This is a genomic window from Kitasatospora sp. NPDC056446 (genome assembly GCF_042796115.1).
Taxonomy (GTDB): domain Bacteria; phylum Actinomycetota; class Actinomycetes; order Streptomycetales; family Streptomycetaceae; genus Kitasatospora.
In genome coordinates, this window is the sequence record NZ_JBHTRF010000012.1 from 1 (window position 1) to 16243 (window position 16243).

At 73.6% G+C, this 16243-nt stretch carries 14 protein-coding genes; 8 read left to right on the plus strand and 6 right to left on the minus strand.

What is annotated here, in order from left to right; all coding sequences use genetic code 11:
• Positions 1 to 284: 284 nt before the first annotated feature.
• The 3 genes from ACFQ6N_RS10860 to ACFQ6N_RS10870 all read right to left on the minus strand — a co-directional run bounded on the left by ACFQ6N_RS10860 (position 285) and on the right by ACFQ6N_RS10870 (position 3923).
• On the minus strand, positions 285 to 1508 hold the full coding sequence (locus ACFQ6N_RS10860) for a sensor histidine kinase (protein ID WP_380648427.1): 1224 nt from the start codon (positions 1506 to 1508) through the stop codon (positions 285 to 287).
• 253 nt (positions 1509 to 1761) lie between these two features.
• On the minus strand, positions 1762 to 3153 hold the full coding sequence (locus ACFQ6N_RS10865) for an FtsX-like permease family protein (protein WP_380648428.1): 1392 nt from the start codon (positions 3151 to 3153) through the stop codon (positions 1762 to 1764).
• A 5-nt stretch (positions 3154 to 3158) separates the two neighbouring features.
• A complete protein-coding gene (locus tag ACFQ6N_RS10870; RefSeq protein WP_380648543.1) occupies positions 3159 to 3923 on the minus strand; it encodes an ABC transporter ATP-binding protein in 765 nt (254 codons plus the stop codon).
• Positions 3924 to 4136: 213 nt separating this feature from the next.
• On the opposite strand from ACFQ6N_RS10870, the gene ACFQ6N_RS10875 reads away from it, so the two are divergent.
• The 6 genes from ACFQ6N_RS10875 (at position 4137) to ACFQ6N_RS10900 (ending at position 10500) form a co-directional block, all read left to right on the plus strand.
• Positions 4137 to 5003 (plus strand): hypothetical protein, encoded by an 867-nt coding sequence (locus ACFQ6N_RS10875; protein ID WP_380648429.1) that lies wholly within the window; start codon positions 4137 to 4139, stop codon positions 5001 to 5003.
• Positions 5004 to 5038: 35 nt separating this feature from the next.
• Entirely contained in the window at positions 5039 to 6004 is a 966-nt protein-coding gene (locus ACFQ6N_RS10880; RefSeq protein WP_380648430.1) for a ketopantoate reductase family protein, read from the plus strand.
• 181 nt (positions 6005 to 6185) lie between these two features.
• Positions 6186 to 6587, plus strand: a complete 402-nt coding sequence (locus ACFQ6N_RS10885; RefSeq protein ID WP_380648431.1) for a hypothetical protein — start codon at positions 6186 to 6188, stop codon at positions 6585 to 6587.
• A gap of 713 nt (positions 6588 to 7300) precedes the next feature.
• Positions 7301 to 8620, plus strand: coding sequence for a hypothetical protein (locus ACFQ6N_RS10890; protein ID WP_380648433.1), 1320 nt, complete (start codon positions 7301 to 7303; stop codon positions 8618 to 8620).
• A 99-nt stretch (positions 8621 to 8719) separates the two neighbouring features.
• Complete coding sequence (locus ACFQ6N_RS10895; protein ID WP_380648434.1) at positions 8720 to 9904, plus strand: macrolide family glycosyltransferase; 1185 nt, start codon at positions 8720 to 8722, stop codon at positions 9902 to 9904.
• A 167-nt stretch (positions 9905 to 10071) separates the two neighbouring features.
• The gene (locus tag ACFQ6N_RS10900) at positions 10072 to 10500 is read left to right on the plus strand and encodes a VOC family protein (protein ID WP_380648436.1); all 429 of its coding nucleotides are present in this window, start codon (positions 10072 to 10074) and stop codon (positions 10498 to 10500) included.
• A 200-nt stretch (positions 10501 to 10700) separates the two neighbouring features.
• Here ACFQ6N_RS10900 and ACFQ6N_RS10905 read toward each other — a convergent pair whose 3' ends face one another.
• Both ACFQ6N_RS10905 and ACFQ6N_RS10910 read right to left on the minus strand, forming a co-directional pair.
• Positions 10701 to 10922 (minus strand): hypothetical protein, encoded by a 222-nt coding sequence (locus tag ACFQ6N_RS10905; protein WP_380648437.1) that lies wholly within the window; start codon positions 10920 to 10922, stop codon positions 10701 to 10703.
• A 161-nt stretch (positions 10923 to 11083) separates the two neighbouring features.
• A complete protein-coding gene (locus ACFQ6N_RS10910; protein ID WP_380648438.1) occupies positions 11084 to 11845 on the minus strand; it encodes a thioesterase II family protein in 762 nt (253 codons plus the stop codon).
• 545 nt (positions 11846 to 12390) lie between these two features.
• On the opposite strand from ACFQ6N_RS10910, the gene ACFQ6N_RS10915 reads away from it, so the two are divergent.
• Positions 12391 to 14274: a BTAD domain-containing putative transcriptional regulator gene (locus ACFQ6N_RS10915; RefSeq protein WP_380648439.1), complete on the plus strand. Its 1884-nt coding sequence runs from the start codon at positions 12391 to 12393 to the stop codon at positions 14272 to 14274.
• A 132-nt stretch (positions 14275 to 14406) separates the two neighbouring features.
• Entirely contained in the window at positions 14407 to 15069 is a 663-nt protein-coding gene (locus tag ACFQ6N_RS10920) for a class I SAM-dependent methyltransferase (RefSeq protein ID WP_380648440.1), read from the plus strand.
• Between the two features lie 44 nt (positions 15070 to 15113).
• On the opposite strand, the gene ACFQ6N_RS10925 is transcribed toward ACFQ6N_RS10920, so the two are convergent.
• On the minus strand, positions 15114 to 16214 hold the full coding sequence (locus ACFQ6N_RS10925; protein ID WP_380648441.1) for an HAD-IIIC family phosphatase: 1101 nt from the start codon (positions 16212 to 16214) through the stop codon (positions 15114 to 15116).
• Positions 16215 to 16243 lie beyond the last annotated feature (29 nt).

The window sequence follows — 16243 nt, forward strand, 5'->3', positions numbered from 1 at the left end:
TTTATAACACACCCACCCCCACACCCGGGGGTTCATGGCCGTTCACCACTCCCCGGGGTTGCGCGCCAGTGCCTGCGCCCGCCGGCCGCCGCCCCCATTTGCGCGCCGCTCATGGCAGGCCGGTCCTGGCCCATGAGAGAAGCTCATAACCCACCCATGAGCCTCTCTCATGCCCCGCCACCGACCGCCTCCCCCGACTACCCGAGCGCCCGACTGCCCGACCGCCCGGCTACCCGACTGCCCGAGCGCCCGACCGCCCGACCGCCCGACCGCCCGACCGCCCGTCACAGCCTGCCGGGCAGCACCGCGCTGACCGCCGTCGGCCCGCCCGGCGGGCTGTCCACCAGCAGTGCCCCGTCCACCGCCGCGAGCCGCTCCGCCAGCCCGGCCAATCCGGTGCCCGCGCCGACCGCGGCACCGCCGCACCCGTCGTCGCGCACGGTCAGCCGGACCTTCCCGTCGGCCGCGGTCACGGCCAGCTCCGCCGACCTCGCGCCGCTGTGCTTGGCCACATTGGTCAGCAGTTCGGCCGCGCAGAAGTAGACGGCCCGCTCGATCACTTCCTCGGGCCTCTCCCGCAGGTCCAGCCGCACCGTGACCGGCACCGGCGAGGTCGCGGTGAGCCCGGGCAGTGCCTCCGCCAGGCCTCCGTCCAGCGCCACCGGGTGGATGCCCCGCGTCAACCGGCGCAGGCCCACGATGGTGTCGTCGGTCTGTCCACGGGCCCGGTCGACCAGGCTGCGCAGCCGCCCGAGGTCGGGTTCGGCCGGGTCGGTGAGGGCGTCGTCGGCCAGGGACAAGGTGATGGCGAGCGCGACCAGCTGTGCCTGGGTGCCGTCGTGCAGGTCGCGTTCCAGTCGTCGCAGCCGATCGCTGTTCTCGGCCAGCAGGGTGGCCCGGGCGCTCTCCAGCTCGCGCACCCGTTGCTGCGAGCGCACCGGGCCGAGCAGTGTCCGGGCGAGTACCCGGTTCGCCCGGCTGAGCGCCCGCAGGACGGCGGGTACGACGGCGAGCAGCGCGAGGCCCGCCGGGATCGCCGCCAGGTCCGACCAGCCCACCGTTCGCGGGCCCGGTTCGATCAGCCGGACCCAGAGCGGGAAGCCGACCAGCCAGCCGGAGGCGAGCGGCAGCCCGATCACGGCCAGGAAGCCGAGCGCCCCCACCGGCAGCCGCAGGAGCAGGTAGAGCAGCACCCGCCAGGCCACCGGGTCGGTCAGCACCGCCCGGCCCCGGGCGAACAGCCCGGGCGGACGCGGCACCGGCGCCGGTTCGGGCACCGGCTCGCCCAGCAGCCGGCCGACCAGCCACCGGTGCAGCCGTCCGATGCTCCGCGCGCCGAGCAGCGCGGCCACGACGAAGGGCAGGCCCAGCACGGTGAGCGAGAGCAACGCCCCCGCGTAGAGGACGGCGACGGCGTAGCCCCCGCCGAGCACCCCGAGCGGCAAGCCGAGGACGGCGAACGCCACCTCGCGGCCCCGTACGTCAAGGAACCGCCGTCGTTCCGTCACTTGTCCACCTCACCGCTCAACCGCCGACCGGCCCCAGCATCCACCACGCGCCGCACAACGACCGCACCCGCCCGGACCTGACCGCTGCCGGCACACCGGCCGCACCGGTCACACCCACAACACCAGCTGCACCAGCAGCACCAGCAGCACCAGCAGCACCAGACGCACCAGACGCACCAGACGCACCAGACGCACTGGCCGCACTCATCACATCGGAAACACTGGCGACGCCGGCCGCACCGACCCCGTCACCTCACCCCGCTCCGCCGCCCACCGCCTGCACCGCCGCCCCGCCCGTGGCCCACGCCCCGGTGCCCACGATCCCCGGTACCGTCAGGACCACCGCGCCCAGCACCAACCAGGCGCACCCCGAGCCGGGCACCACCGGCACCACGGATCCGCGCACCGCCCAGCTGAACGCGCCCGAGGCCGCTGCCGCCACCCCCGCGCCCAGCAGCACACCGACGGCCGCGACCAGGGCCGCCTCCACGGACAGCATCCGCAGCAGCTGCCCCCGCGTCGCCCCGACCAGCCGCAGCAGAGCGAACTCCCGGCGCCGGTCGGCGGTCAGCGCGACCAGCGTGTTGACGGTGGAGACCGCCGCGAAGCAGACCAGCAGGCCGAGCTCCGCCTGTCGCAGCCACACATCGGTGGCCTTGGTCACGCTGGTCACCGCGCCGGTCGCCCGGGCCACCTGGTCGGCGGTGCTGGTCATGATCAGCATCGTGCCGGAGAGCCCGACCAACAGCGCGACCGGTACCACCGCCGAGGAGAGCCGGGCCGCGTACCCGCGCAGGTTGGCGTCGGCCAGCCAGCCGGCGCGGGGGACGAGCGCCCGGACCGGGGCGCCGAGCACGACGGCCGGCACCCGTGCCGCCAACGGCCCGAGCAGGGCGACCGCGATCAGCAGCACCAGCGATCCGAGCAGGGACGCCTGCCCCGCCTTGTCCAGCTCCCCGGTGGGCCTGGTCGCGGCCAGCCGCAGCAACAGCACGCCGCCCGCCAGGACCGCCACCCCGGCCGCCGACCGCAGCAGGCCCGTCCCGCGCGGCCCGCCCGCGCCCTCGGTCAGGGCGACGGCCGGTGCGGGCCGGGTGATCCGCCGGGCAGAGGCGGCGGTGGCCGCCAGGCCGACCAGCAGCGCCACCCCGAGCGCGACCAGCATCGGCACCGGAGATCCGGGTATGTGCAGGCCGGGCGCGGCCATCCCGCGCCGCTGCAGCGCGTCGAGGAAAGCCCGGGCGGCGAGCAGGCCCACCGCCCACCCGGGGACGGCCGCGGACAGGACCGTCGCCAGGACCTGGGCGCGGACCACCCGCCGCACCTGGCGGGGCGTCGCCGCGACGGTGCGCAGCAGGGCCAGGTCACGGTGCTGCTGGCGAAGGGTGAAGCCGAGCGCGTTGGCCACGACGAACAGCGCGACCAGCACGGCGATCTCACCGAACGCCCCGGCGATCACCAGCAGGCCCGGCCCGGCCACCGGCTCCCGTGCCACCGCCTCGGGGGCCGTCAGCTGCGCGGCGACCAGCGAACCGAACAGCGTCACCGCCGCGATCGCGAGGAACAGCGCCGCCCCCAGCCCGGCGAAGGCCGCGGGCCGCCGGCGGATCTGCCCGACGGACAGGACGAGTACGGGACTGCTCATGGTGCTCACCCGCCCAACCGGCTCAGCCGCTCGCCGACCTGCGCGGCGGTCGGCCCGAACAGTTCGTCCACCAGCAGCCCGTCCGCGAGCAGCAGCACCCGGTCCGCGTACCCGGCGGCCACCGGGTCGTGGGTGACCATCACACAGGTCTGTCCGTCGACGTCGACGCCCGCGCGCAGCAGCCGGAGGACCTCATGGCCGGTCGTCCGGTCGAGCGCGCCGGTCGGCTCGTCGGCGAAGAGCACCTCCGGCCGGGCCACCAGGGCCCGGGCGATCGCCACCCGCTGCTGCTGACCGCCGGACAGCTGCCCGGGCCGGTGCCGCTCGCGCCCGGCCAGCCCGACCCGGGCCAGTGCCTCCCGGACCCGGGCCCGCTCCGGTGGCCGCCCGGCCAACCGGCCGGGCAGTTCGACGTTCTGGGCGACCGTCATCGCCGGCATCAGGTTGAACGCCTGGAACACGAACCCCATCCGGGTGCGGCGCAGCTGCGCCAGCCGCCGCTCGGGCAGCCGGGACACCTCGGTGTCGCCCCAGTGGACGGTGCCCCTGGTCGGCCGGTCCATCCCGGCCAGGCAGTGCAGCAGCGTGGTCTTGCCGGAACCCGAGGGCCCCATCACCGCCGTGAACGTGCCAGGCGCGAAGGCCACGTCCACGCCGCGCAGCGCCCGGACGGACGCCGTGCCGCGCCCGTACTCGCGGTGCAGCCCCGTCCCGCTCAGGGCCGCGCCCGTCACCCCGTCATACGCCGCCGGAGCCGCGGCTGTCGTCATCCCGTTCATGCCCTCCATCGTGGGCGCCCGGGGCCGGGAGATCGATTGTGCTGGCACCCCGATCCGGGGTTCGGAAAACCGAACCCCGCAGGTGGTGCCACCTCCCCCGGGCCCGTTCCGGCACCGCCGGGACCGGGCGCGCGGGCCCGGTCGGGTCCTCCGCGTTCCACCCCCGGCCTCCCCTGCGACCGCGCCGGGGGGAATCATGGCCTGGTGACCATCGACCCGGTGACCGCCGACCCGCTGCCCGGCCACGGCGCCCTCCTGCCCCCGCCGCGGCCCGAGGCGTGCGCCGGCCGACGGCCGGCCACACCCGCCCCCGCACCCACCACCACCGCACCCGCCACCGCACCCGCGCCCACCACCACCGCCACCGGTCCGCACGACGCCGCCTTCCTGCCCCGCCTGCGGTTCGCCCGGCGGGAGCCCGAGCGGCCGATCACCGCGCCCGTGCCCAAGCTGGGCGGCGAGCCCTGCTGGCTGGCCGACCCGGTCTGGCCGGTCTCGCCCGCCACCGGTGAACCGCTGCTGTTCGTGGGACAGTTCGCCGTGCCCGGCGCGGAACTTCGGCTGGCCTACCTGTTCCTGGAGGAGGGCGAGATCACCGGCGGCATCGACCCGGAGGCAGGGGACGCCCTGCTGCTCGTCCAACCGGGCGGGCGGATCCCGTCGTTCGCCGTGATCGGCCCGCCCGGTACCCGCGGCCGCACGCTCCGTCGCCGCGGCCCCGACGGCCCCGACGGCGCCGGGACCCCGGTCGAGTTCCACCTCGACCTGCTGCCGGTCCCGGCCGACGTCGACCGGTCGATGGACGACCGGGCAGCCTTCCAGCGGTACCTGCGCGGCGAGGGCCCGGAGGTCCCGTTCCCGGACGGCGGCCACGTGTACGACCACGTCGGCGGTCTGCCGTCCTTCCCGAGCGGCGTGGCCGGGGTCCCCGCGCCGTGGCGGTTCTTCTTCGCCCTCCAGGACGCCCCGGACGAGGGCGATCCGTACTTCCTCGACTTCGGTTACGGCGTCGGCGCCGCCTTCCTCAGCCCGGACGGCCTGGAGGGCCGCTTCTGCTGGGACATCCCGTGACCGCGCCCACCCCCTCCTCACTCTCGGGAGCCACCATGACCAGCACCCCCCTGACCGTCGCGATCCTCGGCCCGGGTGGCGTCGGCGGACTGATCGGCGGGCTGCTCGCCCGCGCCGGTCACCGCGTCGTCTGCCTGGCCGGCGGGGAGACCGCCGCCGTCCTCGGCCGGGACGGACTGCACGTCCGCAGCGGGCAGTTCGGCGAGTTCACGGCCACTGTCGAGGCCGCCACCGAGCTGCGGGAGCCGGTCGACGCGGTCTTCGTGACCGTCAAGGAGACGGCACTGGCGGACGCGCTCGACCGGATGCCCCCGCAGGTGCTCGGCGCCGCGATCGTGGTGCCGCTGCTCAACGGCCTGGACCACATGGCGGTGCTGCGCGCGCGTTACCCGGCCGCCCGGGTCGTGGCGGGCACGATCAGGGTCGAGGCCGCCCGTACGGCGCCCGGGCGGATCGAGCACACCAGCCCGTTCGCCGCCGTCGAACTCGGCGCGCCCGCCGGATCCGGCGCGTCCGCCGCACCCGGTTCCCCCGTCGAACCCTCCCCCTCCATCGAGGAGTTCGCCGCGCGGCTGCGGCAGGCCGACCTGGGCGTCGAACTGCGCGAGGACGAGACGGCGATGCTGTGGAGCAAGCTCTCCTTCCTCGCCCCCTTCGCGCTGCTCACGACCCGCCACGCGAGCGGCATCGGCGCCGTGCGCACCGAGCACCGGCCCGAACTCCTCGCCATACTGGACGAGATCACCGCCGTCACCCGGGCGGTCGGCGCACCGGCCGACGCACCGGCCCTGTTGGCGGCATTCGACCGGATCCCCGGGACGATGAAGTCCTCGATGCAGCGGGACGTGGAGGCCGGCCGGCCGACCGAGCTCGACGCCATCGGCGGGGCCGTCCTGCGGGCGGCCGACGCCCACGGGGTGGCCGTACCGACCGTCGCCCGCCTGGTCGGTGAACTGGCAGGGGGCCGCCCGGCAGGAGACCCGCGACCCGACCTGACCTGACCTGACCCGACCTGATCCGATCGAACCGACCTGAACTGGCCCAGGCGGACCCGAGCCGGCCCGAGCCGACCTGACGGAATATCACATTCCGTGGCAGGAAGAGCCTTTGCCATCCGTTCACCCGTCACACCGGAACCTCCCTACGGCAAAATGGCGTTCTCATCACGGGAGGGATAGAGACATGACAAGGAAGAAGCCGTACCGTCTGGCCGCCACCGTGCTCGCACTGCTCGTCGCGGCCCCGTTGTTCACCGCTTGCAAGAACGCCGACCAGGCCATCGACTGCGGGAAGAAGGCGATCAGCCTCACCGGAGATGTCCAGGACCTCGCGGACTCGGCGCTCAACGTCGGCCAGATCACCGACCAGGAGCGCCGCAAACACACCGTCGACGCCTTGAAGAAGATCATCGATGATGCCAAGAAGATCCGCCAGGACGGGGGGAGCAAGATCGGCTCGGCCGCCGACAAGCTCTCCAAGGCCGTCAACGATGCGATCGACAAGGTCTCGCACGGCAACCAGCCCGATTTCGGCGCGATCACCGGCGCGGCCGGAGACGTGACCAAGGCCTGCGCCGACTCCTGACGGATCCGCACTGCGACACCACCGTCGGAAGCCGACCGCTCCCGGCCCGGACCGGCCCTGACACCCGGCCGGGCCCGGGAGCACCAGCGCCACCACCGCCACCGGCGACGCCGCACCGGCTCCCTTCTCGTTCCCGGGGGCGTCGTACTCGGCCACGATCCACAGTGCGGACTCGGGAGCCGAACCCGCGGCGCTCCGACCCCGGGGCCGGGCCGGACCCGGGCGGCTCGGTCACTGGTCATGGGGGTGGAACCGCCCCTCGTGTCCTCGCGAGCCGACCCGGCAGGCGGGGCGGTCCCGCCCGGGGCCGGCCGCGGGGGCCGGTGGATCCGGGGCCGGGGCCCGGTCGCCCGACGACCACCGACTGCGCCGCTGCCACGAACGACACCGGGGTGACGGGTCCAAACACGCGGAACAGCGGTGCACCGATTCTGGCTCGTTTCCCGCACTCGGCGTCCCGTGGCACCGGGTGGTGCTTGTGGCGGGAGGGATGCGCACCTAGATTCACGACGTGTCGATCCAGTAGCTGAGAGTGGCCACGGCGTCCCGCCGTGCACTCGGTGCCCGGCGGTCCGATCGTGGTGGCCGAACGCTCTCTTCCCCGGTCGGGTGGAGATGCCCGCCGCCGGCGATGACCGACGGCGTCACCCCGGCCTGGAAGTGGCCCCGATCCATTCCCCGTCCTCTCGACTCCCTCGTGGAAAGGCTCACGCATGACCGCCCTCACCGGACAGCATGAGAACGGCCGGCACGTGAACAGCCCGTCGGAGCACGACTCGGACCCGCACGAGACCGACCTGCGCCGGATCCGCGCCCTGATCCTGGCGGCGGACGGGCCCGAGGAGCAGCTCGCGGCGGTGATCAGGTCGGCGGGCGCCGAGCAGACGGCCGCCGACCTGGTGGACGAACTGCTCAGCCGGGCCGACCTGAGCGAGCAACTCGCCGCCGCGGCGGTGGTGGTGCAGTTCGACCTCGCCTTCGACGGCCGGGTGCTCCGGCACCACCTGCTGACCGGCCCCAAGGCCGAGCACCGCGCCGGGCCGGCCGACGAGCCCGGCGCCACCGTCGCGCTGGACCTGCTCGACCTGGCCCGCGCCGTCTTCGGCGCCCGGCACACCGCAGGCCACCGCACGCCCGGGATCACCTGGCACGGCATCGAGGACCCGGCTCGGCTGATGACCGCCCTGGCGGCCTTCCCGGTCGTCCAGCAGCTGCTCCGCGGCTTGGCGGAACAGCCGCTCGACCTGGCCGAGTTGTCGCTGCGCCACGGTTCGGACAAGTGGGGGCTGCACTACTACACCGACCACTACGCCCGGCACTTCACCCCGCTGCGGGACCGGCCGCTCACCATCCTGGAGCTGGGGATCGGCGGCTACGCCGACCCGGCGGCGGGCGGTGGCTCGCTGCAGATGTGGAAGCGCTTCTTCCGGCGGGGCCTCGTCTACGGGGTCGACGTCTACGACAAGACGGCGCTGCGCGAGCAGCGGATCCACACCGTCCAGGGCGACCAGGCGGACCCGGCCTTCCTCACCGCGCTGGCCGAGCGGATCGGGCCGATCGACATCGTCATCGACGACGGCAGCCACTACTGCCCGGACGTCATCGCCGCCTTCGGCGCGCTCTTCCCGCACGTGGTCCCGGGCGGGCTCTACGTGATCGAGGACCTGCAGACCTCCTACTGGCCGGGCTACGGCGGCAGTTCGGAGCAGCTCAGCGACCCGACCACCAGCATGGGCTTCCTCAAGCAGCTGCTCGACGGCCTCAACCACGCGGAACACGAGCCGCCGACCACGCACCGCCCGAGCGGGACCGACCGGACGCTGGCCGGCGCGCACTTCTACCACAACCTGGCGGTCCTCGACAAGGGCCGCAACGAGGAGGGGACCCTCCCCGCCTGGATCCCGCGCCGGCCGATGAGCGCCGAGGAGATCGCGGGCGCCCGGCGGGCCGCCGAACAGCAGGCTGCCGAACAGCAGGCCGGGCAGCAGGCAGAGCAGCACCCCGGGGCCGGCCCGGACCAGGACCACAGCTGAGCCGCGCGGCCTGCCACGCCCCTTCTCCCGTCCCGGATCGCGCCTCTTGCTTCCCTCGTTCCTCTTCCCGACACCGACACCGACACCGACGGAGTAGCAGTGAGCCACATCCTGATGGTCAACATCCCGGCCCACGGCCATGTCTTCCCCACTCTGGCAGTCGTCGGTGAACTGGTACGCCGCGGGCACCGGGTCACCTACGCGGCCGTCGACGAATTCGCCGAGGCCCTGGCCGAGGTCGGCGCCGAACACCTGCGCTACGACTCCACCCAGCCGCTGGACAGCGTGGGCGGTCCCGAGAACGGGCGCGCCCCGCTGATCTTCCTGGACGAGAACCTCGCCATCCTGCGCGCCGTCCAGGAGCGGTTCGGCGACGCCAGGCCCGACGCGGTGGTCTACGACGCCGTGGCCTTCCAGGCCGGCCGGATACTGGCCCACGCCTGGGGGGTCCCGGCCGTCCAGTCGACGCCGTTCTTCGCCTCCAACGACACCTACTCCTTCGTGCAGCAGATGATGGAGGCGGACGGCGCGGTCCCGCTCACCCAGGAGGTGCTGGTCGAATTCGGCGTCCGGATGACCGAGTTGCTGGCCTCGCACGGCGTCGACGAGCCGGTGCAGGAGTTCATGATGCGCACCGAGGGCCTCAACGTCGTCCACGTGCCGCGGTTCTTCCAGCCGCACGGCGAGAGCTTCGACGAGCGCTTCGCCTTCGTCGGGCCGTGCCTCACGGACCGCTCCTTCCTGGGGGACTGGCAGCCCCCGGCGAGCGGCCTGCCGGTGGCGCTGGTCTCGATGGGGACCGTGCACAACAAGCACCCGGAGTTCTTCCGGCTGTGCGTGGACGCCTTCGCCGAGCTGCCCTGGCACGCCGTCGTCTCGGTCGGCAGGGGGATGGACCCGGCCGACCTCGGTCCACTGCCGGACAACGTCGAGGTCCACCGGTGGGTCTCGCACCTGGCGGTGCTCCGGCACGCCCGGCTGGTGGTCACCCACGGCGGCATGGGCGGCGTGCTGGAGTCCCTGGACGCCGGCGTTCCGCTGCTCGGAGTGCCGTCCTGGCCGGACGTCGCGGCCAACACCGCTCGGGTGGCCGAGCTGGGCCTCGGCCGGGTACTGCGGCCGGAGGAGGTCGACGTGAGCCTGCTGCGGGCCGCGATCACCGAGGTGGCCACAGACGCGGCCGTGCGGGAGCGGGGCACCGAGGCGCAGCGGCTCACCCGGGAAGCGGGCGGTGCCACCCGCGCCGCCGACGAGATCGAGGCCTACCTGAAGCGCACGGCCTGATCCCACCACAGGGCCCGGCGTCCCCGACGGGAACGTCGGGCCCGACGGGAACGGCGTCCCCGACGGGAACGGCGTCCCCGACGGGAACGGCGGGCCCGACGGGAAGCGGAACGACCGACGGCCGCCCGGGAGTCCCGGTCGGCGGTGCGCGCCACTACGGTGGGCCGATGTCATCGATCAAGCAGTTCCAGGTCGCCTTCGACTGCGCGGAACCCGAGCGCCTCGCCCGTTTCTGGTGCGAGGTGCTCGGGTACGTCGTGCCGCCGCCACCGGAGGGGTTCGCCACGTGGGAGGACTACAGGAGCGCGCAGCCGGCCGAGCGGCGGGACGCGTGGTTCGCCTGTGTCGATCCGTCAGGTGTGGGGCCGCGGTTGTACTTCCAGCGCGTCCCCGAGGGCAGGGCGGCCAAGAACCGGCTGCATCTCGACGTGCGGGTCGGTACCGGGCTGGTGGGCGAGGAGCGGCTGGCCGCGCTCGAGGCCGAATGCGCACGGCTGGTCCCGCTCGGCGCGGTGCACGTGCGGACGCTGTACGACGGCAACGACGCGTGCATCCCGATGCTGGACATCGAGGGCAACGAGTTCTGCATCGACTGAGGAGAGGCCAGGACGTGCCGCGCCGATATTTCCGAGCGCGGTGCGGCAGCAGTGGGCCCGACCGCGGAATGCCGCAGAATCCGGCGTCCGACCGGACACCCGGGAACCCGTCTCGCGGCGCGATATCGATACGATATCCGGGTCTGGGAGAATATCCGGCAGCATGCCGGCGGAGTGAATTTTCCGCTTTCGGAAAGTATTTACTCGAGGAATTCCGGGAGGACGCGGGGTGGCCATGCTCCGACGCTCAGCACACCGAGCGAGTGCGCCCGGGAGACCAGAGCCGGCCGGTTCGCGGCCTGGAAACGGCGCATCATCAGCCCGATGCGGTACTCGATGCCCTGCGGGCTCAGATAGAGCGATGCGGCCAGCCGGACGGTCGGGGTGCCGACCGCGACGCCTTCCAGGATGCGGGCGTCCACGGCGGTCAGCCGACGGACGCCCGCGCCGCCGGCAGGGCCCCCGGCCGCCGGACGGGCGTCGCCGGCGGGCCCGGACCGCGGCGGCCGCCGCGCGGGCTTGATCTCCTCAGAGGTCGCTGACGGTGTCACTCCTCGGTCCCCCTTCCCTGTCGTCCGCGGTCTCAGGCGCGCGGCGTACCGGCGAGGTGGTCGCGGAGCATGCCGGTCACCTCGTCCGCCCGGCTGCTGAGGTAGAAGTGCCCGCCGGGGAAGACCTTGAGGTCGAACGCGGCCGTCGTGCGGTCGCGCCAGTGCCCGGCCTCGGCGACCGGTGTCCAGGTGTCCTGGTCCCCCACCACGGCGGTGACCGGGCAGGTGACCCCGGCGTCACGGTCGGTCCGGTAGGCCCCCAGGGCCTGGTAGTCGCCGCGCAGCACGGGCATCACCATCGCCAGCAGTTCCTCGTCCTCCAGGAGCCGGGCGTCGGTGCCACTCATGGCCCTGACCTCGGACACGATGCCCGCGTCGTCGTGCGGGTGGGAGGGCCCGGGCCGGTCCGCGGACGGCCCCTTGCGGCCGGAGACGAAGAGGTGGTCGATCCGACCGCCCGCGCGCTCGATCCGCCGGGCCACCTCGAAGGCGACGAGCGCGCCCATGCTGTGCCCGAAGAAGGTCAGGGGGAGGTCGTCCCAGCGGCGCAGCGCTTCGGACACCTCGTCGGCCAACCGGTGCAGGTCCTGGACGCCGGGCTCCTCCCGGCGGTCCTGCCGGCCGGGGTACTGCACGGCCAGGACGTCCACCGGACCGCGCAGCGCGGCGGATACCGGGAAGTAGAAACTCGCCGAGCCGCCGGCGTGCGGAAAGCAGACCAGTCGGCGCGTGGCCGTCGGCGAGGGATGGAAGCGACGGCACCACAGGTCGCTGTCCAAAGAGAGGGAGGTCATGTCGGCCCTTCATTCCTTTCGCGAAATCCGCGCGGTGCCGGCGGACGGGGCGTGGTGATCACGTCGGACACCCGCCGCACCGGTGGACCGGCTGGTACGTACTAATACGGGATCCCCGATCGACGACGATCGGCGGGTCACGGGCGCCGCATATGACAGCCTGCCATGCCCCCGGGAATGTCAGCAAGTATGCATCGGAGCGCATCCGGCACTCATGTCCGGGTTCAAAACCGGCCGTTTTTTCGGCGAATGGTAAGAACGTTGCCGTGCGGAGCAATCCGAGGTTGTACGCCGTCAGCGACCGCCGTGGGCGAGCCGGCCCCGGCCGTCCGGCGAGTAGCGCTGACGGGTCCCGGCCGGCACCGCGTGGGCGGCCCGGTCCTGACCACCGTGACGGTGCCGCGCAGCGTAAACCCGGCATGCGCGCAAGACCTGTGCTCTAGGAATACCTCTAGATACGACAGGACCGCGTTGACCCGCTCATGGCCACCCAAGACGCTGGAGGCAGTCTTGCCCACCGGTCGTGCGATGATGAGGACTCCCCCTTGAACTTCCTGTTGCTGGGCCCGCTTTCCGTCCGGTCGAACGCGCGTGAGGTGCACGTGTCGGCGCCGAGGCAACGCGTGGTCCTGGCAGCCCTCCTCCTCAACGCCAACCGGGTGATCTCGGTCGACCGGATCGCCGAGTACGTCTGGGACGGCGCCCCGCCGCCGAGTGCCGCCGCGACCGTCCGCACCTATGTGATGCGCCTGCGGCAGTCGCTGGGCGAGCACGCCTCCGCCCGGATCCTCACCCGGGCGCCCGGCTACCTCCTCGAACTCGGCGAGCACGAGAGCGATCTCGGGCAGTTCACGGCCCACCGCCGGCGCGCGGCGGAGCTGGCCGAGCGCGGAGACCTGGAGGGTTCCTCCGCCGAGCTGGCCCAGGCGCTCGCCCTGTGGCGCGAGGAGCCGCTGGCGGACATCCCGTCGCAGACGCTGCGCGATGTGGAGGGCCGCTACCTCCAGGAGCTTCGCCTGCAGACCATGGAGATGCGGTTCGACGCGGAGCTGGCGCTGCTGCGGCACGCCGAGGTCGTGCCGGAGCTGGTACGGCTGGTGCGGAAACACCCCTTACGCGAGGCCCTGGTGGGCAAGCTGATGCTGGCGCTGGGCCGCTCCGGACGGCAGTCGGAGGCCCTGGACCTCTACCAGCGGACCCGGGCGCTGCTCGTCGAGCAGCTCGGCGCCGAGCCGAGCACCGATCTGCGCGAGGTCCACCGGCACATCCTCTCGGCCCATGACCGGCCGCGTGCGCCCGAGCCGCCGGAGCAGCACGCGAAGGCCCCGGAGGCGGCCGTCGCGTCGGCACCGGCCGCCGCCTGGGAACGACCCTGCCGGCCGAGCCCGGCGCAGCTGCCCTCGGTGCCGCTGCCGCTGTCGGCCCGCTCCGGTGCGCTGGCGCGGCTGCAGCACTTCCTCACGACCGGCACGGTCCCCGCGGGCATGGTGCCGACGGCGGTGGTGACCGGCCGGGGCGGGGTCGGCAAGAGCGCGCTGGCCCTGCACGCGGCGCACGCCGTGCGCGGTTCCTCGGTGCACGGCCAGCTCTACGCGGACCTCGGCGGAGCCGCGCGGCCGCTGACCGCCCGGGCGGTGCTGCCGCGGTTCCTGGCGGACCTCGGTGTGCCCCGGGACGAGATACCCGAGGAGGAGTCGGAACGGGAGAGCCTCTACCGCTCGCTCACCGCGGGCCGCCGTCTGCTGGTGGTACTCGACAACGCCTCCGGCACCGCGCAGGTGCGGCCGCTGATACCGGGCAGCGGGGGCAGCAGGCTGCTGGTGACCAGCCGACGGCGGCTGGCCGATCTGGAGGGGGCGTCCCCCCTGGTGCTCGGCCCGCTGGACGAGGCCGGGTCGCTGGAGCTGCTGGGCAGCATCATCGGCCCGGCCAGGGTCGGTGCCGAACCGCGGTCGGCCCGTTCGGTGCTGACGGTCTGCGCGGGCCTGCCGCTGGCGATCCGGATCGCGGGGACCCGGCTGCTGGAGCGCCCGCACTGGACCATCGGGCACTTCGCCCGGCGGCTCACGGACGCCCCGCGGCCGCTGGACGAACTGTGCGCGGGCGACCTCGGTGTCCGGCCCTGCCTCGACGCCGACCACGCCGGGCTCCGGCGGACGGCTCCGGCCGGGGTCGACCCGGCCGAGGTGTTCGCCGCGCTGGGGGCCGCCGGCTCGCGTTCGGTCTCCAGCAGCAGGGTCGCGGTGATGTTCGGCTGCTCCGAGGCGCAGGCCGAGGAGGCCCTGGACGCCCTGGTCGAGGCGCATCTGCTGGGTGAGCCGGCGGGGGGCCGCTATCGGCTGGACGCGCTGCTGCGGGCGTACGCCCGCGAGCGGGCGCAGGCGGTCGCCGTACGGCAGCACGACCACCCGTACATGCGCGCCGGCTGACCGTCCCGGCGGCCCGCTCCCCCTTCCCCTGATGCTTTTCGACCCGATCTCCTCAGACCTGCTCTCCTCAGACCCGATTTCCTCGGACCCGATCTCCTCGGACCCGATCTCCTTCGAGAGGACCCCTACGCCATGGCCCACCAGACGGAAGCCACCCACGACCTGCTCGCCTACGTCCGGGAGGTCTCCCTCCGTGACGACGATCTGCTCAGGGAGCTGCGGGAGGCCACCGCGGACCTGCCCGGCGGGACCGCCATGCAGGTGATGGCGGAGGAGGGCCAACTGCTCTCCCTGCTGGTCGGGTTGACGGGGGCCCGGGCGGTGCTGGAGATCGGCACCTTCACCGGCTACAGCACCCTGTGCATGGCCCGCGCGCTCCCGGCCGACGGGGTGCTGGTGTCCTGCGACATCGACGACCGGTGGCCGGCCATCGGCGCCGACTTCTGGAAGCGGGACGGGGTCGACTCGCGGATCGACCTGCGGATCGGCGATGCCACCGCGACCCTGGACGCGCTGCTGTCGGAGCGCGGGCCGGAGAGCTTCGACCTGGTGTTCATCGACGCGGACAAGAGCAACTACGTCCGCTACTACGAGACTTCGCTGGCGCTGCTGCGCGCCGGCGGTCTGATCGTGGTCGACAACACCCTCTTCTTCGGCCGGGTCGCCGATCCGGCCGCCGTGGACCCGGACACCGTCGGGGTCCGGGCCTTGAACCGGCTGCTGCACGAGGACCCCCGGGTGGAGCTGTCGCTGCTGGTGATGGCCGACGGGATCACACTCGTCCGCAAGCGCTGAGGCGGCGGGCCGGGGCCCGGGAGCGCCGACCGCCGCCGCCGCGGTCACGACGTTCCCGGGCCCCCTTCCGGCACGTTCAGGTCGGGTGCGTCCACGCTGATGACGGTGGACACCACGCGCGGGCCGGGGACCAGGTGGAGGCGCTGGAGTCCGCTGTCCTCCGCGGCCGGCGGGAGGACGGCGGCACACGGGCACGGGGCTTCGTCCAGGCCCTCGAAGCCCGCGAACCGGTAGGCGATCTCCATCATCCGGTTGCGTTCGGTCGCCCGGAAGTCCGCGACCAGGTGGACTCCGGACCGGGCGGCGGCGTCGGCCAGCCAGTTCAGCAGGGTCGCGCCGGCGCCGTAGGCGACGACCCGGCAGGAGGTGGCGAGCAGCTTGAGGTGCCACAGGCCCGGGTGCCGTTCGAGCAGCAGGACGCCGACCGCGCCGTGCGGGCCGAACCGGTCGGTGAGGGCGACCACCAGGACCTCGTGCCGGGGGTCGGTGATCAGGCCGCGCAGCACCGCGTCCGGGTAGTGGACCCCGGTCGCGTTCATCTGGCTGGTGCGCAGGGTGAGTTCCTCGACCCGGGACAGCTCCTCGCCGGTGGCCCGGCCGATGCGCATCCGCAGGTCCAGGGAGCGCAGGAACTCCTCGTCGGGGCCGGGGGCGGCCGCCCGCTCGGCCTCGCGGCGGAAGCCGGCCTGGTACATCTGGCGGCGGCGCCGGGAGTCGACGGTGCTGGCCGCGGGGGTGAACTCGGCGAGTTCGGGGAGGGCGAGGACCTGCTCGGCCGGGTAGCACCGTACGTCGGGCAGGTGGAAGGCCACTTCGGCGCGTTCGGCGGGCCGGTCGTCGACGAAGGCGATGGTCGAGAGCGCGAAGTTCAGCCGGTCCGCGATCCGGCGCACCGAATCGGACTTGCTGCCCCACCCGATCTCCGGCAGGACGAAGTACTCGGCCAGCCCGAACGCCTCCAGCCGGGCCCAGGCGTGCTCGTGGTCGTTGCGGCTGGCGACGGACTGGAGGATGCCGCGCGAGTCGAGCTCGATCACCACCTTGCGCACCTCGTCCGGCAGGTGCACCTCGCCGTCCTCCAGCAGGGTGCCCTGCCAGAGGGTGTCGTCCAGGTCCCAGACCAGGCACTTCACAATCTCGGCCATGCCGTCCTTCCTCGTCTCCTCGGCCGTGG